Origin of the sequence: Salinivibrio sp. ML198 (assembly GCF_001996015.1) — a bacterium.
GTDB lineage: Bacteria > Pseudomonadota > Gammaproteobacteria > Enterobacterales > Vibrionaceae > Salinivibrio > Salinivibrio siamensis.
In genome coordinates this window covers 45,097-60,454 of sequence record NZ_MUEZ01000007.1, presented here as the reverse complement: position 1 = coordinate 60,454, position 15,358 = coordinate 45,097, and the positions used below count along the sequence as shown (strand labels likewise).

Sequence of the window (15,358 nt, the reverse complement as noted above, 5' to 3'; positions counted from 1 at the left end):
CGCCCACCATGCGCAAACCAGACTAGCAAGGATAGATCATGACTGAGAAAAAAACCGACACTATCGCCGTTCGGACCGGGATTGGGACTGACACCCAGCACCATGCGGTGGTGCCTCCCCTGTACTTATCGACCAATTACCGTTTCCCGGCACTGGGTGATGTGCCTACTTACGACTACGCGCGAGGCGGCAACCCAACGCGTGCGCAGCTCGAACAAGCGCTGACTGACTTAGAAGGGGGCGCAGGTGCGGTGGTGACCAACTGCGGGATGTCGGCGATAAACTTGGTGCTATCTCTGTTGGAGGCTGGCGAGCATATTGTCGCCCCACATGATTGTTATGGCGGCACCTATCGCTTGCTCGAATCGCGTGCCAAACAAGGGATCTGGCAGGTAAGTTTTGTCGATCAATCGGACCATGATGCGTTGGACCAGGCATTGGCCAAACAGCCCAAGCTCGTGCTGGTGGAAACCCCATCCAATCCACTCTTACGCGTGGTCGATATCGCAGAAATATGCCAAAAAGCCCATCAAGTGGGGGCTTGGGTAGTGGTCGACAACACGTTTTTATCGCCAGCTTTGCAAACGCCTTTTGCGCTGGGCGCGGATATGGTGGTGCATTCGACCACCAAATTTATTAATGGCCATTCTGATATTGTCGGTGGCGCGGTGATCGCCGCGACCAGTGAACTTGCCGAGACATTGGCTTGGTGGGGAAATTGCTTAGGGGCGACGGGCAATGCATTTGACAGTTATATGACACTGCGAGGGTTGCGCACATTGGGTGCACGCGTTAAACAACACCAACACAACACTGAAGCGGTACTCAGCTACCTGCAAACGGTGTCGGCAGTGCGGAAAATCTACTACCCCGGGCTGGCCTCTCACCCTGGCCACCAAATTGCTGCGCGCCAGCAAGCGGGGTTTGGTAGCATGCTGAGCTTAGAATTGGATACAGACCAAGCCGGTGTGGCGCGATTTATTGATGGCCTCACGTTATTTGCCCTCGCCGAGTCTCTCGGGGGGGTAGAAAGCTTAGTGACGCACCCTGGTTCGATGACACACAGAGCCATGAGTGACGCCGCGCAAGCGGAGGCGGGCATCGCACCGACCTTGTTGCGTTTTTCCATTGGATTAGAAGATGCGCAAGATTTGGTTGCCGATTTGGCGAACGCCTTTGCCCGTTTAGAGGGTGACACCCCATAGAGGCTGCGCTTCAGTGCGCGCCGCTTTACCGAGATCGATAGACATTAAGAGAGACCTTGCCATGCATGCGCAACCGACGGAAACGTCCCCCGAGTCACCACGCCAATTGCACAAGTTTGGTGGCAGTAGCCTTGCGAGCCCTGATTGCTATCGCCGTGTGGTCGATGTATTGACCGCGCATGCGAGCCAGCAAGACTTAATCGTGGTGTCCGCGGCAGGAAAAACCACTAACCAGCTGATCATGTGGTTAGCACAGTTAGACAAGGATGGACGAGTGGCGCATGAGACCTTGCAAGCGGTGCGCGCCTTTCAGCAAGACTTGATTGAGAACTTGATTGATGGTGAACCCAAGCAGCAGCTGGTGGATGCGCTTTATGCCGATATCGCAACCATTGCGTCGTTGGGCGATCAGGGCGTGAACGAGAGCGACAAAGCGTACGTGCAAGGTTTTGGAGAGGTCTGGTCGGCGCGTCTGTTGGCCCAGTTATTGAAACAGCATCGACGTGCCGCGGTGATGTTAGATTCACGCCAATGTTTGCGCGCCGAGCGCGCCGCTCAGCCGGAAGTAGATCGCGGGGCGTCTTGGCCTTTATTGCAAAATCAGCTTTCTCAGCATGGCGATACGCATGTGGTGATCACCGGCTTTATGGCACAAAATCAAGCGGGAGAAACAGTGCTGTTAGGGCGCAATGGCTCCGATTACTCGGCCACTGTCTTGGGGGCGCTTGCAGGCGTGAGCCGTGTGACCATTTGGAGTGATGTCGCCGGGGTCTATAGTGCGGACCCACGCCATGTTGATAATGCCTGTTTGCTGCCTTTAATTCGTCTCGACGAAGCGGGCGAGCTGGCGCGACTCGCCGCTCCCGTGCTGCATAGCCGAACCTTACAGCCGGTGGCGCAAAGTGCGACCGACCTGACGTTGCGCTGCACCCAAGCGCCGGATAGCGGATCAACACGTATTGAGCGCGTGTTAGCCACCGGGCGCGGGGCAAAAATCATTACGGCGTTGGATGAGGTGAGCTTGCTCCAGTTTGATGTTGCGCGAGGACAAGATTTTCAAGCGATAAAACAAGAGCTCAGCCGGATTTTGTCACAGCTAAAAGTACAGCCATTAGCAACGGATTACCAAGACGACCAGTACCGTATTTTGTTAGCGTTTACCACGGAAGTCGTGGCATTGGTAATGGCGCAAATTCAAGACGCCGGCCTCCCAGCTGAACTCAAACTGCGTGAAGGCTTTACCATGGTGGCGGCGGTTGGGGCAGGCGTGGTGAACAACCCCGTACACTGCCATGGCTTCTATCAGCAACTCAAATCACAGCCGGTGGAATTTATCAGTGAGTCGGCCTCTGGGCTGAGCCTGGTTGCTATCCTACGCCACGTCCACACTCAGGCACTGGTTGCCAGTTTGCATGATGCCTTGTTTCAAGCTCAGCGCCGTATCGGCTTGGTGTTGGTGGGCAAAGGCAATATTGGTACCCGTTGGCTAAGCCTTTTTGCCGAGCAAAAAGCACACTTGGAAAAGCGTCATGGTAAGGAAGTCTCACTGATTTCAGTGATGGACAGCCGCAACCAATGGCTTGATTTTGCCGGTATTGATGCCACGCATGTGTTGGATGGGTTTGACGAGCGTTGCGAGCCTTATTTTGATGATGAGTGGCTCACTCGTCTACTGAATCACCCGTATGACGATGTGATTGTGTTGGATGTCACCGCCAGTGAGTCATTAGCGTACTTGTATCCGCGACTTGCCGAGCATGGCTTTCACTTAATCTCCGCCAACAAAGAGGCGGGCGCCGCACCCGCCGAGCAGTACCACGCGATTCAGCAGGCGTTTAGCAAAACCGGGCGCCATTGGCTCTACAATGCGACCGTGGGCGCCGGGTTACCGATTAACTACGCGGTGCAAGATCTGCGTGAAAGTGGTGACACGATTGTTGCACTGTCTGGGATCTTTTCTGGCACTTTGTCATGGCTGTTTTTGCAATTCAGTGGTGAGGTCCCCTTTAGCGTCCTGCTTGAGCAGGCTTGGCAGCAAGGCCTAACCGAGCCTGACCCACGGGATGATCTTTCTGGGGCTGACGTGGTGCGTAAATTGGTGATTTTGGCACGTGAAGCGGGCATGTCCCTCGAACCTGAGCAGGTAAAGGTTGAGTCCTTGGTGCCTAAGTCACTGGCTGATCTGTCTTTGGATGCCTTTCTTGATAATGCACACCAAATGGATGAACCGCTACAAGAGCGATTAGACAAAGCGCATAAAAATCGGTCAGTGCTACGTTATGTGGCGCGCTTGGAGGTTAACGGTCACGCCCATGTGAGCCTAGAAACCTTACCCAGCGAGCATCCACTTGCGCATCTATTACCGTGTGACAATGTGTTTGCGATTGAAAGCCAATGGTATCGCGAGAATCCTTTGGTCATTCGTGGGCCAGGGGCGGGACGCGATGTCACCGCAGGCGCCATTCAATCCGATCTAAATCGCTTGATAAGTCGCCTTCACTAACCCGCTAATGGATAACCGTGATCAAGCTGTCTGCGCGCTGCGTAGGCAGCTTTTTTTGTGCCGTTACCCGCGTTGTGAGGTGTGCATTGATGGCTGTGTCGTCTATCTTCATAACACCATGAGTTTTTTTCATGGCTTGCATCGTTGACATTTTAGCCGAATCACGACAATCTTTAGACATATGGACGTCTAAACGTATAAATCAAAAGCAGAGCAGAAACAGGCAGACTGAACAGCGTCGTTCGGTGTCAGGGAGAGGATATGAGCTACACACACGCAGGCCACATTGATGCACTCAATCAGAACATTGCTGACTTAGATGGCGATATTAACGTCTCATTTGAGTTTTTTCCTCCCAGCACCCCAAGTATGGAAGAAACCCTCTGGAACTCAGTACATCGCTTAAAAGCACTCAAACCTAAGTTTATGTCGGTAACCTATGGCGCCAACTCCGGTGAGCGTGATCGCACCCATGACATCGTGAAAAGCATTCATGACCAGACTGGTATCGCGGCAGCACCCCATCTAACCTGCATTGATGCCACTGAAGATGAGCTCCGTCATATTGCCCGTGATTATTGGCAAAATGGCATCCGTGACATTGTGGCGTTGCGTGGCGACTTGCCATCGCCGGAGAAGAAGCCGGATATGTACGCGGTCGATTTAGTCCGTTTGCTCAAAGAAGAGCATGACTTTGATATCTCGGTTGCCGCTTACCCTGAGGTGCACCCAGAAGCGAAAAGCGCGCAGGCGGATTTGATTAACCTCAAGCGCAAAGTGGATGCTGGTGCTAGCCGGGCGATTACGCAGTTTTTCTTCGATGTCGAAAGTTATCTACGTTTTCGTGATCGCTGTGTTGCCGCCGGGATTGATGTGGAAATTGTCCCAGGGATTTTGCCCGTCTCTAACTTTAAGCAGGCGTCGCGCTTTGCCAAGATGACCAATGTGCGTGTGCCGCAGTGGATGCACAAACAGTATCAAGGGCTGGAGGATGATCCTGTCACGCGTCAGATGGTTGGCGCCTCTATTGCGCTTGATATGGTGCGAGTGCTAAGCCGTGAAGGCGTGAAAGATTTTCACTTTTATACCCTCAACCGTGCGGAATTGACGTATGCCCTGTGCCATACCTTAGGGGTTCGCCCGCTTACGGTCACGCCTTAAAAAAATACGCCCCGGTTATGTCGGGGCGTATTAGGTTGCGTGTTGTGTTTGTTGTAGTGATTAAGCACTGGCGGCGAGCATAGTGAGCTCGTCGCGCACTTCCTGCGCCCATGCCATCCATGCACGACGTTGATGGATGCTGCGTCGCAGTGCGAGGCGCATTAAACGTTGTTGTGACGTGAGCAGAGTGACTTGGCCATATTCACGCTGTTCCAGTAGCGTATAGTGATTAAGCAGCTGCTGAGACTCGGCAATCAAGTTATTCACATGATCCAGCATGGGAGCTGGGTCGAGTACATCACAACTGAGTAGTCTGGCGACATACTCGTCACGTGGTGGGGCTAACTTGGGTGTTTGAATAAACCACGCCTCAAGCATCTCAGTGCCGACAGGTGTGATGGCGTAGACCTTCCTATCGGGTTTACCGACTTGCGGCTCCAGGCGGTAGGTGACAGCACCTCGATCGGCGAGCTTATTGAGTTCACGATATACCTGTTGATGGCTGGCTTTCCACACATTGCTGATGGTGGTGGAAAACGCCTTGGTAATATCATAACCCGTGGCCTCGCAGTTGCTTAGCACTGTCAGTATTACATGGGGGAGTGACATCTCTTATATCCACAGTTTTGTTTGTACAACGATTGTTTCCTGGCGGCGGCTAGCCTTCTTTGGGCTATTTCACCGTCGCCAAGGCTTGTTCCAAGTCGGCAATGATGTCATCGATATGCTCAATGCCGACACAAAGACGGATCATCTCTGGCGTTACCCCGGCTTTGGCTTGTTCTTGCTCATTCAGTTGGCGGTGGGTCGTCGAGGCGGGGTGACAAGCCAGCGATTTAGCATCACCGATATTCACTAAACGTTTGAACAGATTAAGCGCATCATAAAATTTCACCCCTTCATCAAAGCCGCCCTTTAAGCCGAATGACAGCAATGACGCGGGCAGCCCGCCGCGTATCAGTGACTGGGCGCGGGTATAATGTGGGTGAGCGGATTGACCCGCATAGTTCACCCACGCGACGGCGGGATGATGGGCAAGGTAATCGGCCACGGCTTTGGCGTTTTCGCAGTGGCGCTCCATCCGCAGACTTAAGGTTTCTAAGCCTTGCATCAACATAAAAGCATTCATCGGCGAGAGGGCTGCGCCACTGTTACGCAGCGGTACCGTACGTGCGCGGGCAATAAACGCCGCAGGACCAAAAGTCTCACTGTAAACCACGCCATGATAGGCCGGTTCCGGTTGTGAGAATTGCGGGAAGCGGGCTTGATGGGCCACCCAGTCAAAGGTACCGCCATCGACAATCATGCCGCCAAGGGTGGTGCCATGGCCGCCAATGTATTTAGTCAGCGAGTGCACCACGATATCGGCGCCATGCTCAATGGGTTTACACAAAACGGGCGTAGCCACGGTATTGTCGACCACCAAAGGGACACCATGCGCGTGTGCGATTTTGGCAAAACCCGGTATATCCGCGATATTGCCAGCAGGGTTGCCAATCGACTCGCAATAGACCGCTTTGGTGTTGTCATCGATCAGCGCCTCAATCGCACTGGCGTCGTCACTCGCGGCAAAACGCACCTCGATGCCTTGCTCGGGAAGCATGTGGGCAAACAAGGTATAGGTGCCACCATAAAGCTGTGGCGTGGCGACGATGTTGTCACCGGCCTTGGCAAGTGTTTGAATCGCATAGGTGATGGCGGCTGCACCGGCACTGACGCAAAGCCCTGCGATACCCCCCTCTAATGCCGCCACCCGTTGTTCCAACACGTCGTTGGTCGGGTTCATGATCCGTGAGTAGATATTGCCTGGCACATCGAGGTTAAATAGATCAGCGCCGTGTTGGGCATTATCAAACTCGTAAGCGACGGTTTGATAGATAGGTGTCGCCACCGATTTGGTGGTGGGGTCGGTCTGGTAGCCGTGATGAATCGAGAGGGTTTCGTCTTTCATGGCAATTCCTTTGCGTTGTTGGGTCGCGTCAGTGCGACCTTCAATAGTAATAATATTATCAATGCAACAGCAAGCATTCGCTGACGCTTTAGCTAAAAAAAACGAGCAGCGGTTGCCGTGACACGACAAATCGATACGGAAACAAAAAAGCCGTACCCTGAGGTACGGCTTGGTGCTCGGTGATTTAACCGGTATTACGTAGGCCGGCGGCAATCCCCGCGATGGAAATCATCAAGGCATCGTCGAGTGATTGGTCCGGATCCTCTTGCTGACGCGTGCGGTATAACAGTTCGGCTTGTAGCATGTTGAGCGGCTCGACATAAATATTACGTAAGCGAATCGCTTCAGCCCCCCACGGGTTTTGCTCCATCAGGTTATCGCTGTTTTCCACCGCCAGCACCACTTGGATATCTTGGCGTAATTGCTCACGCAAGGATTCACCTAGCGGCCAGAGGCTTTCATCGACCAAGCGCTGATCATAGTACTTGGCAATGTCTAGGTTGGTTTTGGTAAACACCATTTCCAGCATCCCGAGACGGGTGGAGAAAAACGGCCATTCGCGGCACATTTCTTCCAGCCGGGCTTTGTGGCCCTTTGCAATGGCGTGATCGATTGCTTGTCCAGCCCCCAGCCAAGCCGGTAGCAATAAACGGTTTTGACTCCAGGCGAAAATCCAAGGAATCGCGCGCAAGCTTTCCACACCGCCGTTGGGGTTGCGTTTAGAAGGGCGCGATCCCAGTGGTAGTTTGCCTAATTCAAGCTCAGGGGTGGTGGAGCGGAAGTAAGGGACAAACTGCTCATGCCCACGCACTACATCACGGTAGGCTTGGCAGGAGATGTCACTCAAGGTGTCCATCAGCTGTCGCCATTCCTGCTTAGGCTCCGGCGGTGGCAGCAAGTTCGCTTCCAAAATCGCGCTGGTATACAGGTTTAAGCTGTTAACGGCGACACCAGGCAGCCCCAATTTAAAGCGGATCATCTCGCCTTGTTCGGTCACGCGTAGGCCACCTTTTAGGCTGCGAGGTGGCTGTGAGAGCAAGGCGGCGTGGGCAGGGGCACCTCCCCGGCCAACCGTCCCGCCACGGCCATGGAAAAGGGTGAGATTAACCCCTTGTTCATCACACAAATTGACCAAGGCTTCCATGGCGCGATATTGCGCCCAACCCGCGGACATGACTCCAGCATCTTTGGCGGAGTCCGAGTAACCGATCATCACCATTTGAACGTTCTGGGTAAAGCCTCGGTACCAATCAATGGCCAGCAGCTCACCAATCACCGCCTCGGCATTGTTCAGATCGTCCAGGGTTTCGAATAATGGACACACATCCATGCGGAATGGACAGCCAGCTTCTTTTAGCAATAAATGCACGGCCAGCACGTCGGAAGCGGTGCGAGCCATCGAAATGACATAGGCACCCAAGGCTTCGCGCGGCTGTTCGGCAATTACTCGACAGGTGTCGATCACTTCTTGTACCTCAGGCGAGGGTGACCAATCACGTGGCAACAACGGACGCTTAGACGCCAGCTCGCGAGTCAGGAAGGCTTGCTTGTCTTGCTCGCTCCATTGGGCGTAATCGCCCATCCCCAAATAACGGGTTACTTCTGAGAGCACATCGGCATGGCGGGTACTTTCTTGGCGAATATCGAGCTTGATCAGGTGCACGCCAAAGCATTGCACGCAGCGAAGTAGGTCAAGCAACTTGCCGTCGGCAATAATGCCCATGCCACATTGATGGAGAGACTGGTAACACGCCAGTAATGGTTGCCACAATTGCTGGGTGTCGGTCAGGATACCTTGTGATGAGGCGCGCTCGCCTTTCAGTTTGGCATCCAAGTAGTTCAAGGTATGAGTTAGCTGACTGCGCATGGTTTTGAGGATGGCGCGATACGGTTCGTGCGCCTCGCCGGCCATCTCACGCACAGTGTCATCACACTGTGTCATTGACAGTTCACTGATCAAATCCTGCACATCGCGCAAATACAAATCCGCTGCTTTCCAGCGTGATAACAGCATCACTTCACGGGTAACCTCGCTGGTGACATAGGGGTTACCGTCACGGTCGCCGCCCATCCAAGAGGAAATTTGTACCGGTTTGGCATCAATGGGTAAGTTGATGTCGAGATGGCTTTCAAGCTGCTGATCAAATTGGCGCAAAAACGCCGGTACTGCTTGCCACAGTGAATTTTCAATCACCGCAAAGCCCCATTTGGCTTCATCAAGTGGGGTAGGTCGCTCTTGGCGGATCACATCGGTGTGCCATGCTTGTGCAATCAACTGCTCAAGACGTTTCTCAGTTTTGGCACGCTCTGCCGCCCCCAAATGTTCACTGAGCTCTAATTTCGATAAACATTTATTAATCTGCACCAAGTTATGAATGGTGGTGCGGCGTGCGATTTCGGTCGGGTGAGCGGTCAGCACTAACTCAATTTTTAAATCGGCGATCGCTTGTTGCGCGTCATTGGCATCAATTTCACCTTGGCTGACACGGCGGAGTAAATCGTCGATAGCGTCCGGGCTGCACTCCAACGCGTCGCATTGACGCGAGACGGTGTGATATTGCTCGGCGATATTAGTCAGATTCAAAAATTGGCTAAAGGCGCGGGCGACCGGAAGCAGTTGGTCAGCCGGCAAGTTTTGCAGCACGGTTTTCAGCTTAGCATGATCGTCCTGATTGCCAGCGGCAGCCGATTTTGAGAGCTGACGAATTTCCTCAACTTTTTCTAAGAGTGCTGGACCATGGGCATCTTGGATGGTGTTACCCAGCAGACGGCCAAGCATACTGACATTGCTTTTCAAGGCAGAGTACTTTTCGTTCATAGCGTATCCATTCTGTAACAAAGTTACATCCTACTGTGACTGTAAAGAACCAATCTAGCGAATATTGCGCGATCGGGTCAACTTAACCGCAAATTAGCGCGAAAACTGGCCACCGGATTTGATGCTTATCATAGCACCACCCTAAAAGCTGAAAAAAAGTTTCAGCTTTTAGGGCTGCCAATCGCGAGAGGCACTCTCCATGCCTGCCATATCGCGATATTCTCGCGAATCGCGATAGGGTAACTTGCATGATTAGATAGAATTATTGCTCTATTATGAATGAATAGACATAAAAAGTGACTTTTTACGCTTTTAGGGCTTGACGGCTAAACGGGAATACGATAAAAAATAACCATTCACTATTTATGAATAAAAATATTTTTGAGAGTTGACCCATGATGCCACTCGCCACCAAATACAATGCCCTTTCTGCTCGACGACGCTAGCCTGCCTTGCGTGGCTATTGGCTACGCCCTCGATACTCTGCTGCCCCGCAGCACACCGTAAACACCCATAAAGAGAGACACCCATGACACGTAACACCATTATTGTCGGTGCCAGTGGCTACACAGGAGCCGAGCTTGTCGCCCTTGTCCATCGCCATCCGCAACTGCACTTGGCCGGTTTATATGTCTCGGCAGGCAGTGAAGACGCCAACCGCCCCGTGAGCGCGTTGCACGGCCAATTGCGTGGTGTAGTGGATATGCCACTGATGCCTTTGACCTCGCCACAGGATGTGGCCAAGCAAGCCGATGTGGTGTTTTTAGCCACTGCGCATGCGGTTAGTCATGAATTGGCGCCGATTTTTCTGGCTCAAGGTTGCGTGGTGTTTGATTTGTCGGGGGCGTATCGGGTCAATCAAGCGGATTTTTATCCTACCCATTACGGCTTTTCGCACCAGTCACCGGCATGGCTGGCGCAAGCCGTGTATGGCTTGGCGGAGTGGCAACAGGAAGCATTATCTGCAGCGCAGCTGGTCGCCGTGCCTGGATGTTACCCGACCGCCAGCCAATTAGCGCTCAAACCTGTGCTGGATGCAGGCTTGTTGGATAAACAAATGTGGCCGGTGATCAATGCCACCAGTGGCGTAACGGGCGCGGGGCGCAAAGCGAGCCTGACCAATAGTTTTTGTGAAGTGAGCCTGAATGCCTATGGGGTGTTTTCTCATCGTCATCAGCCAGAGATTGCCGCACACCTAGATACGCCGGTGATTTTCACCCCACACCTTGGCAGTTACAAACGCGGCATTCTTGCCACCATTACCGCCAAATTAGCGCCAGGTGCTAGTGAGGCCGAGGTGGGGCAGGTACTGAACCAAGCTTATCAAGATGCGCCGCTGGTACGGGTACTTCCTGCCGGTGAGGTGGCCAAGCTGCAAGCGGTGCAACATACCGGCTTTTGCGATATTGGCTATCAGGCCGCGCATGGGCATCTGATCCTTACCAGTGCGATCGATAACTTACTTAAAGGCGCGGCCAGCCAAGCCGTGCAGTGTTTAAACCTTAAGTTTGGCTTTGCCGAAACCACAGCGATTGTCTAGGAGAAACGGATGAAAACGCCATTAGTGATTAAATTAGGCGGCGCAGCACTGAGCTGCAGCGAGACCCTCGCCAAGGTTTTCGGCGCGATGAACACCTATCGCAGTGAGGCTGAGCGCCCGCTAGTGCTGGTGCACGGTGGCGGCTATTTGGTCGATGATCTACTTAAAAAGCTCAGTCTCACCAGTGTAAAAAAACAAGGCTTACGGGTCACGCCAGTCGACCAGATTGATTATGTCACCGGCGCTTTAGCTGGCACGGCCAATAAGCTGCTGTTAGCTGAGGCGCGTAAGGCGAAGATTAAAAGCTGCGGCTTGAGCTTGGCCGATGGTGGCTTGTGTCAGGTCAGCCAGCTGGACCCTGAACTGGGGGCAGTGGGGGAAGCCAGCGCCGGTGATCCGAGTCTGCTGCAAGCGGTACTGGCCGCGGATTGTGTTCCTATTATTAGCTCGATTGGCATCAGTGACCAAGGTGAGCTGATGAACGTCAATGCCGACCAAGCGGCGGTAGCGGTGGCAACCACTCTTGGCGCGGAGCTGGTATTGCTGTCGGATGTCAGCGGCGTATTAGACGGCAAAGGACACTTGCTGCCTTGCCTCACCGAGTTAGATGCGCAGCACTTAATGGAAAAAGGGGTGATCACCGATGGCATGGTGGTCAAGGTCAACGCGGCGTTTGCCGCTGCCCGTGAACTGGGTAAACCGGTTGAGATTGCCACCTGGCGTTACCCAGAAAAACTCACGCAATTATTCGATGGCCAGCAAATCGGCACCCGGTTTAGCGCCAGTTAATTAGACGTATAACGACGCGACGAAACCGTCGATTTAGGATTTAAGGAGAGCAAGATGAGTAAGGTAAATAAAGTCGTACTGGCCTATTCGGGTGGATTGGATACTTCGGCCATCATTCCATGGCTAAAAGAAAACTATGACTGTGAAGTGGTGGCCTTTGTCGCTGACGTGGGTCAAGGCGAACAAGAGCTCGAAGGCATTGAGCAAAAAGCACTTGCCTCGGGGGCATCACAGTGTTTTATCGCCGATCTGAAACACGAAATGGTGGCGGATTATATTTACCCCAGCCTGAAAACCGGGGCGGTGTATGAAGGCAAGTATCTACTGGGCACCTCGATGGCACGTCCTATCATTGCCAAAGCGCAGGTCGAGTGCGCCCTTGAGGTTGGGGCGGATGCACTGTGCCACGGCTGTACCGGCAAGGGGAACGATCAAGTCCGTTTTGAGAGCACCTTCTCCGCGTTGGCGCCGCAACTGAAAGTGATTGCGCCTTGGCGGGAGTGGGATCTTACCAGTCGTGAAGCCTTGCTCGATTACTTGGCCGCCCGTGATATTCCTTGTACGGCGAGCCTTGAGAAAATTTATTCACGTGATGCCAATGCTTGGCACGTTTCGACCGAAGGCGGTGTACTGGAAGATACTTGGACCGCGGCCAATCAAGATTGCTGGGTATGGACAGTGGCACCGGAAGAGGCGCCCAATACGCCCGAGTTTGTCACCTTGGGAGTACAAAGCGGGGAAGTGGTCTCGGTCGATGGTGAGTCCATGTCGCCTTATGACGTGCTGACGCTGCTGAACGACAAAGGCGCCCAACATGGCGTGGGACGGATTGATATTGTTGAGAACCGTTTGGTGGGGATGAAATCCCGCGGCTGCTATGAAACCCCGGGTGGCACCATCATCATGGAAGCGCTGCGTGGCGTTGAACAACTGGTGCTGGATAAAGAGAGTTATCAGTTCCGTGAGGAGCTCGGTTTAAAAGCGTCTCACCTGATTTATGATGGGCGTTGGTTTACGCCGCTTTGCCAGTCGATTGTTGCCGCGGCTAATTCCCTTGCCGCACCGGTAACGGGCGAGGTGGTGATCAAACTCTATAAAGGGCAAGCGACTGTGGTACAAAAACGCTCGACCAATAGCCTGTACTCGGAAGACTTTGCCACCTTTGGTGATGATGATGTCTACGATCACAGCCATGCCGAAGGCTTTATCCGTTTGTATTCGCTGTCGAGCCGGATTCGGACGCTGAACAAACAAAAACAATCCTAATTAAAAAAGCATCGTGAGCAGTAAGGAGAGACAGCATGGCATTATGGGGCGGACGCTTTAGTCAGGCAGCAGACAAACGGTTTCAAGCGTTTAACGATTCACTGCGCTTTGACTATCGCTTAGCAGAGCAAGACATTGTGGGCTCCATTGCTTGGTCCAAAGCCTTGCGTTCGGTGGGCGTGCTGAGTGATGACGAGCAACAGCAATTGGAGCTCGCGCTCAATGAGCTCAAGCTGTCGGTGATGGAAAACCCGAAGCAAATCTTACGCTCAGAGGCCGAAGACATTCACAGCTGGGTCGAGCAGCAACTGATCGACAAAGTCGGGGATTTGGGCAAAAAGCTGCACACCGGGCGCTCGCGCAACGATCAGGTCGCTACGGATCTCAAGCTCTGGTGTCGCCAACAAGGCCAGCAAATCTTGCTGTCTCTCGACAAGCTTCAGCAGCAGCTGGTGGATGTGGCCAGCCAACACCATGATACCGTGTTGCCCGGCTACACCCACTTGCAGCGTGCGCAGCCAGTGACCTTTGCCCATTGGTGTTTGGCCTATCTGGAGATGTTTGAGCGCGACACCACCCGCTTACAAGATGCGCTTAATCGTCTTGATACCTGTCCGTTAGGATCTGGGGCGCTGGCAGGCACGGCGTATCCGATTGATCGCGATGCCTTGGCACAACAACTGGGCTTTGAACGGGCCACCCGTAACAGCCTTGACTCAGTCTCGGATCGAGATCATGTGATGGAAATGCTGTCTGCGGCGTCGATATCAATGCTGCATTTATCACGGATGGCCGAAGATATGATCTTCTATAACTCGGGCGAATCCGGGTTTATCGAGCTGGCCGATACGGTGACATCAGGCTCATCGTTGATGCCACAAAAGAAAAACCCTGATGCGTTAGAGCTTATCCGCGGCAAAACCGGCCGTGTCTATGGCACCTTGTCGGCGATGATGATGACGGTGAAAGCCTTGCCACTGGCCTATAACAAGGATATGCAAGAAGACAAGGAAGGGCTCTTCGATGCCATGGACACTTGGCATGATTGCTTGGATATGGCCGCCTTGTGTTTTGAAGGTATCACCATTCACAACGACAAAACCTTGCAGGCGGCGCAGCAAGGTCATGCCAACGCCACCGAGCTCGCGGATTATTTGGTGAGCAAAGGGATCCCGTTCCGTGAAGCGCACCACATAGTGGGCGTGGCGGTGGTGTCTGCCATTGAGCAAGGTTGTGGACTGGAAGATTTACCGCTTGCCACCTTGCAGCAATTCTCACCGGTGATTGAAGACGATGTGTATGCCATGCTCACGATCGAATCTTGCTTGGCCCAACGTCGGGCGCTGGGTGGGGTAGCGCCTGAACAGGTCAGCTTTGCCATTCAAGAGGCGCAAAAGCGTTTAGATAAGCGCTTTACCCCCAAAGTCACGGTGCGCTCGGCAAGGCTCACCGACCTCGATACCATCGAAGGCATGGTGGTGTATTGGGCGAAATTGGGGGAGAACTTACCTCGTGATCGCCATGAATTGGTGCGTAATATCGGCCTATTTGCAGTATCCGAGCACCAAGGGGATCTCACCGGCTGCGGCTCGCTCTATATTTACGACTCAGGGCTGGCAGAAATTCGCTCCTTAGGGGTTGAAGCAGGCTGGCAGCGCCAAGGTCACGGTACGGCGCTGATGATGCACTTGATTAAAAAAGCCAAGCAAATGGCGATTGAGCAAGTCTTTGTCCTCACCCGGGTGCCCGAGTTTTTCACTCAATTGGGTTTTACCCCGGTGTCGAAATCGCAACTGCCTGAGAAAGTGATGAAAGATTGTGAAATCTGTCCGCGCTTCCACGCCTGTGACGAAGTGGCACTGACCTATAACATTGCCGGGCCAGCCACGATCTCGACCTTCTCTACGCTGGAGTAGGGTGACATCGTCTATTGCCTGACGATATCAGCGTCGTCGTTATCCCTTCTTAAGGCTGCGTGCTGACTAAGTCGCAGCTTTTTTTGTGTCCTCGTCATAAAAAATTCATCAAAATTAGCTGCTTACAAATTGTTACATTGTACGGTTTGTCACAGAAGCGTCACGCGCAATGACCATCATGCCCGCGTTTTCTCGTTAATAATGGAGAT

General features: G+C 53.2%; 10 protein-coding genes. 7 read left to right on the top strand and 3 right to left on the bottom strand.

The window, feature by feature from the left end:
• The first annotated feature begins 38 nt into the window (after positions 1-38).
• The 3 genes from metB (at position 39) to metF (ending at position 4,869) form a co-directional block, all read left to right on the top strand.
• A complete protein-coding gene (gene metB, locus BZG25_RS06385; RefSeq protein WP_077578248.1) occupies positions 39-1,205 on the top strand; it encodes a cystathionine gamma-synthase in 1,167 nt (388 codons plus the stop codon).
• A gap of 61 nt (positions 1,206-1,266) precedes the next feature.
• Positions 1,267-3,708 carry a bifunctional aspartate kinase/homoserine dehydrogenase II gene (locus tag BZG25_RS06380; protein ID WP_077638703.1) on the top strand — a complete coding sequence of 814 codons (2,442 nt, stop codon included), beginning with the start codon at positions 1,267-1,269 and terminating at the stop codon, positions 3,706-3,708.
• 261 nt (positions 3,709-3,969) lie between these two features.
• Positions 3,970-4,869 carry a methylenetetrahydrofolate reductase gene (gene metF, locus BZG25_RS06375; RefSeq protein ID WP_077638702.1) on the top strand — a complete coding sequence of 300 codons (900 nt, stop codon included), beginning with the start codon at positions 3,970-3,972 and terminating at the stop codon, positions 4,867-4,869.
• 60 nt (positions 4,870-4,929) lie between these two features.
• On the opposite strand, the gene BZG25_RS06370 is transcribed toward metF, so the two are convergent.
• From BZG25_RS06370 to ppc, 3 genes are all read right to left on the bottom strand, one after another.
• The gene (locus BZG25_RS06370; RefSeq protein ID WP_046074742.1) at positions 4,930-5,478 is read right to left on the bottom strand and encodes a PadR family transcriptional regulator; all 549 of its coding nucleotides are present in this window, start codon (positions 5,476-5,478) and stop codon (positions 4,930-4,932) included.
• Between the two features lie 64 nt (positions 5,479-5,542).
• The gene (locus BZG25_RS06365; protein WP_077638701.1) at positions 5,543-6,820 is read right to left on the bottom strand and encodes an O-acetylhomoserine aminocarboxypropyltransferase/cysteine synthase family protein; all 1,278 of its coding nucleotides are present in this window, start codon (positions 6,818-6,820) and stop codon (positions 5,543-5,545) included.
• 184 nt (positions 6,821-7,004) lie between these two features.
• On the bottom strand, positions 7,005-9,638 hold the full coding sequence (gene ppc, locus BZG25_RS06360) for a phosphoenolpyruvate carboxylase (RefSeq protein WP_077638700.1): 2,634 nt from the start codon (positions 9,636-9,638) through the stop codon (positions 7,005-7,007).
• A gap of 529 nt (positions 9,639-10,167) precedes the next feature.
• Here ppc and argC point away from each other — a divergent pair.
• From argC to argH, 4 genes are read left to right on the top strand one after another with little or no spacing between them, the layout of a single operon-like run.
• On the top strand, positions 10,168-11,178 hold the full coding sequence (argC, locus tag BZG25_RS06355) for an N-acetyl-gamma-glutamyl-phosphate reductase (protein WP_077638699.1): 1,011 nt from the start codon (positions 10,168-10,170) through the stop codon (positions 11,176-11,178).
• A 9-nt stretch (positions 11,179-11,187) separates the two neighbouring features.
• Positions 11,188-11,967, top strand: coding sequence for an acetylglutamate kinase (gene argB, locus BZG25_RS06350; protein WP_077578253.1), 780 nt, complete (start codon positions 11,188-11,190; stop codon positions 11,965-11,967).
• 54 nt (positions 11,968-12,021) lie between these two features.
• Complete coding sequence (locus BZG25_RS06345) at positions 12,022-13,233, top strand: argininosuccinate synthase (protein WP_046074747.1); 1,212 nt, start codon at positions 12,022-12,024, stop codon at positions 13,231-13,233.
• Positions 13,234-13,268: 35 nt separating this feature from the next.
• Positions 13,269-15,149 (top strand): argininosuccinate lyase, encoded by a 1,881-nt coding sequence (argH, locus tag BZG25_RS06340; RefSeq protein ID WP_046074748.1) that lies wholly within the window; start codon positions 13,269-13,271, stop codon positions 15,147-15,149.
• The last annotated feature ends 209 nt before the right edge of the window (positions 15,150-15,358 follow it).

What these genes read in the sequence shown, in the direction of transcription:
- argC (WP_077638699.1), top strand. Translation starts at nt 10,168, where the DNA reads ATGACACGTAACACCATTATTGTCGGTGCCAGTGGCTACACAGGAGCC.
- BZG25_RS06345 (WP_046074747.1), top strand. Translation starts at nt 12,022, where the DNA reads ATGAGTAAGGTAAATAAAGTCGTACTGGCCTATTCGGGTGGATTGGAT.
- metB (WP_077578248.1), top strand. Translation starts at nt 39, where the DNA reads ATGACTGAGAAAAAAACCGACACTATCGCCGTTCGGACCGGGATTGGG.
- argB (WP_077578253.1), top strand. Translation starts at nt 11,188, where the DNA reads ATGAAAACGCCATTAGTGATTAAATTAGGCGGCGCAGCACTGAGCTGC.
- BZG25_RS06380 (WP_077638703.1), top strand. Translation starts at nt 1,267, where the DNA reads ATGCATGCGCAACCGACGGAAACGTCCCCCGAGTCACCACGCCAATTG.
- BZG25_RS06365 (WP_077638701.1), bottom strand. Translation starts at nt 6,820, where the DNA reads ATGAAAGACGAAACCCTCTCGATTCATCACGGCTACCAGACCGACCCC.
- ppc (WP_077638700.1), bottom strand. Translation starts at nt 9,638, where the DNA reads ATGAACGAAAAGTACTCTGCCTTGAAAAGCAATGTCAGTATGCTTGGC.
- metF (WP_077638702.1), top strand. Translation starts at nt 3,970, where the DNA reads ATGAGCTACACACACGCAGGCCACATTGATGCACTCAATCAGAACATT.
- argH (WP_046074748.1), top strand. Translation starts at nt 13,269, where the DNA reads ATGGCATTATGGGGCGGACGCTTTAGTCAGGCAGCAGACAAACGGTTT.
- BZG25_RS06370 (WP_046074742.1), bottom strand. Translation starts at nt 5,478, where the DNA reads ATGTCACTCCCCCATGTAATACTGACAGTGCTAAGCAACTGCGAGGCC.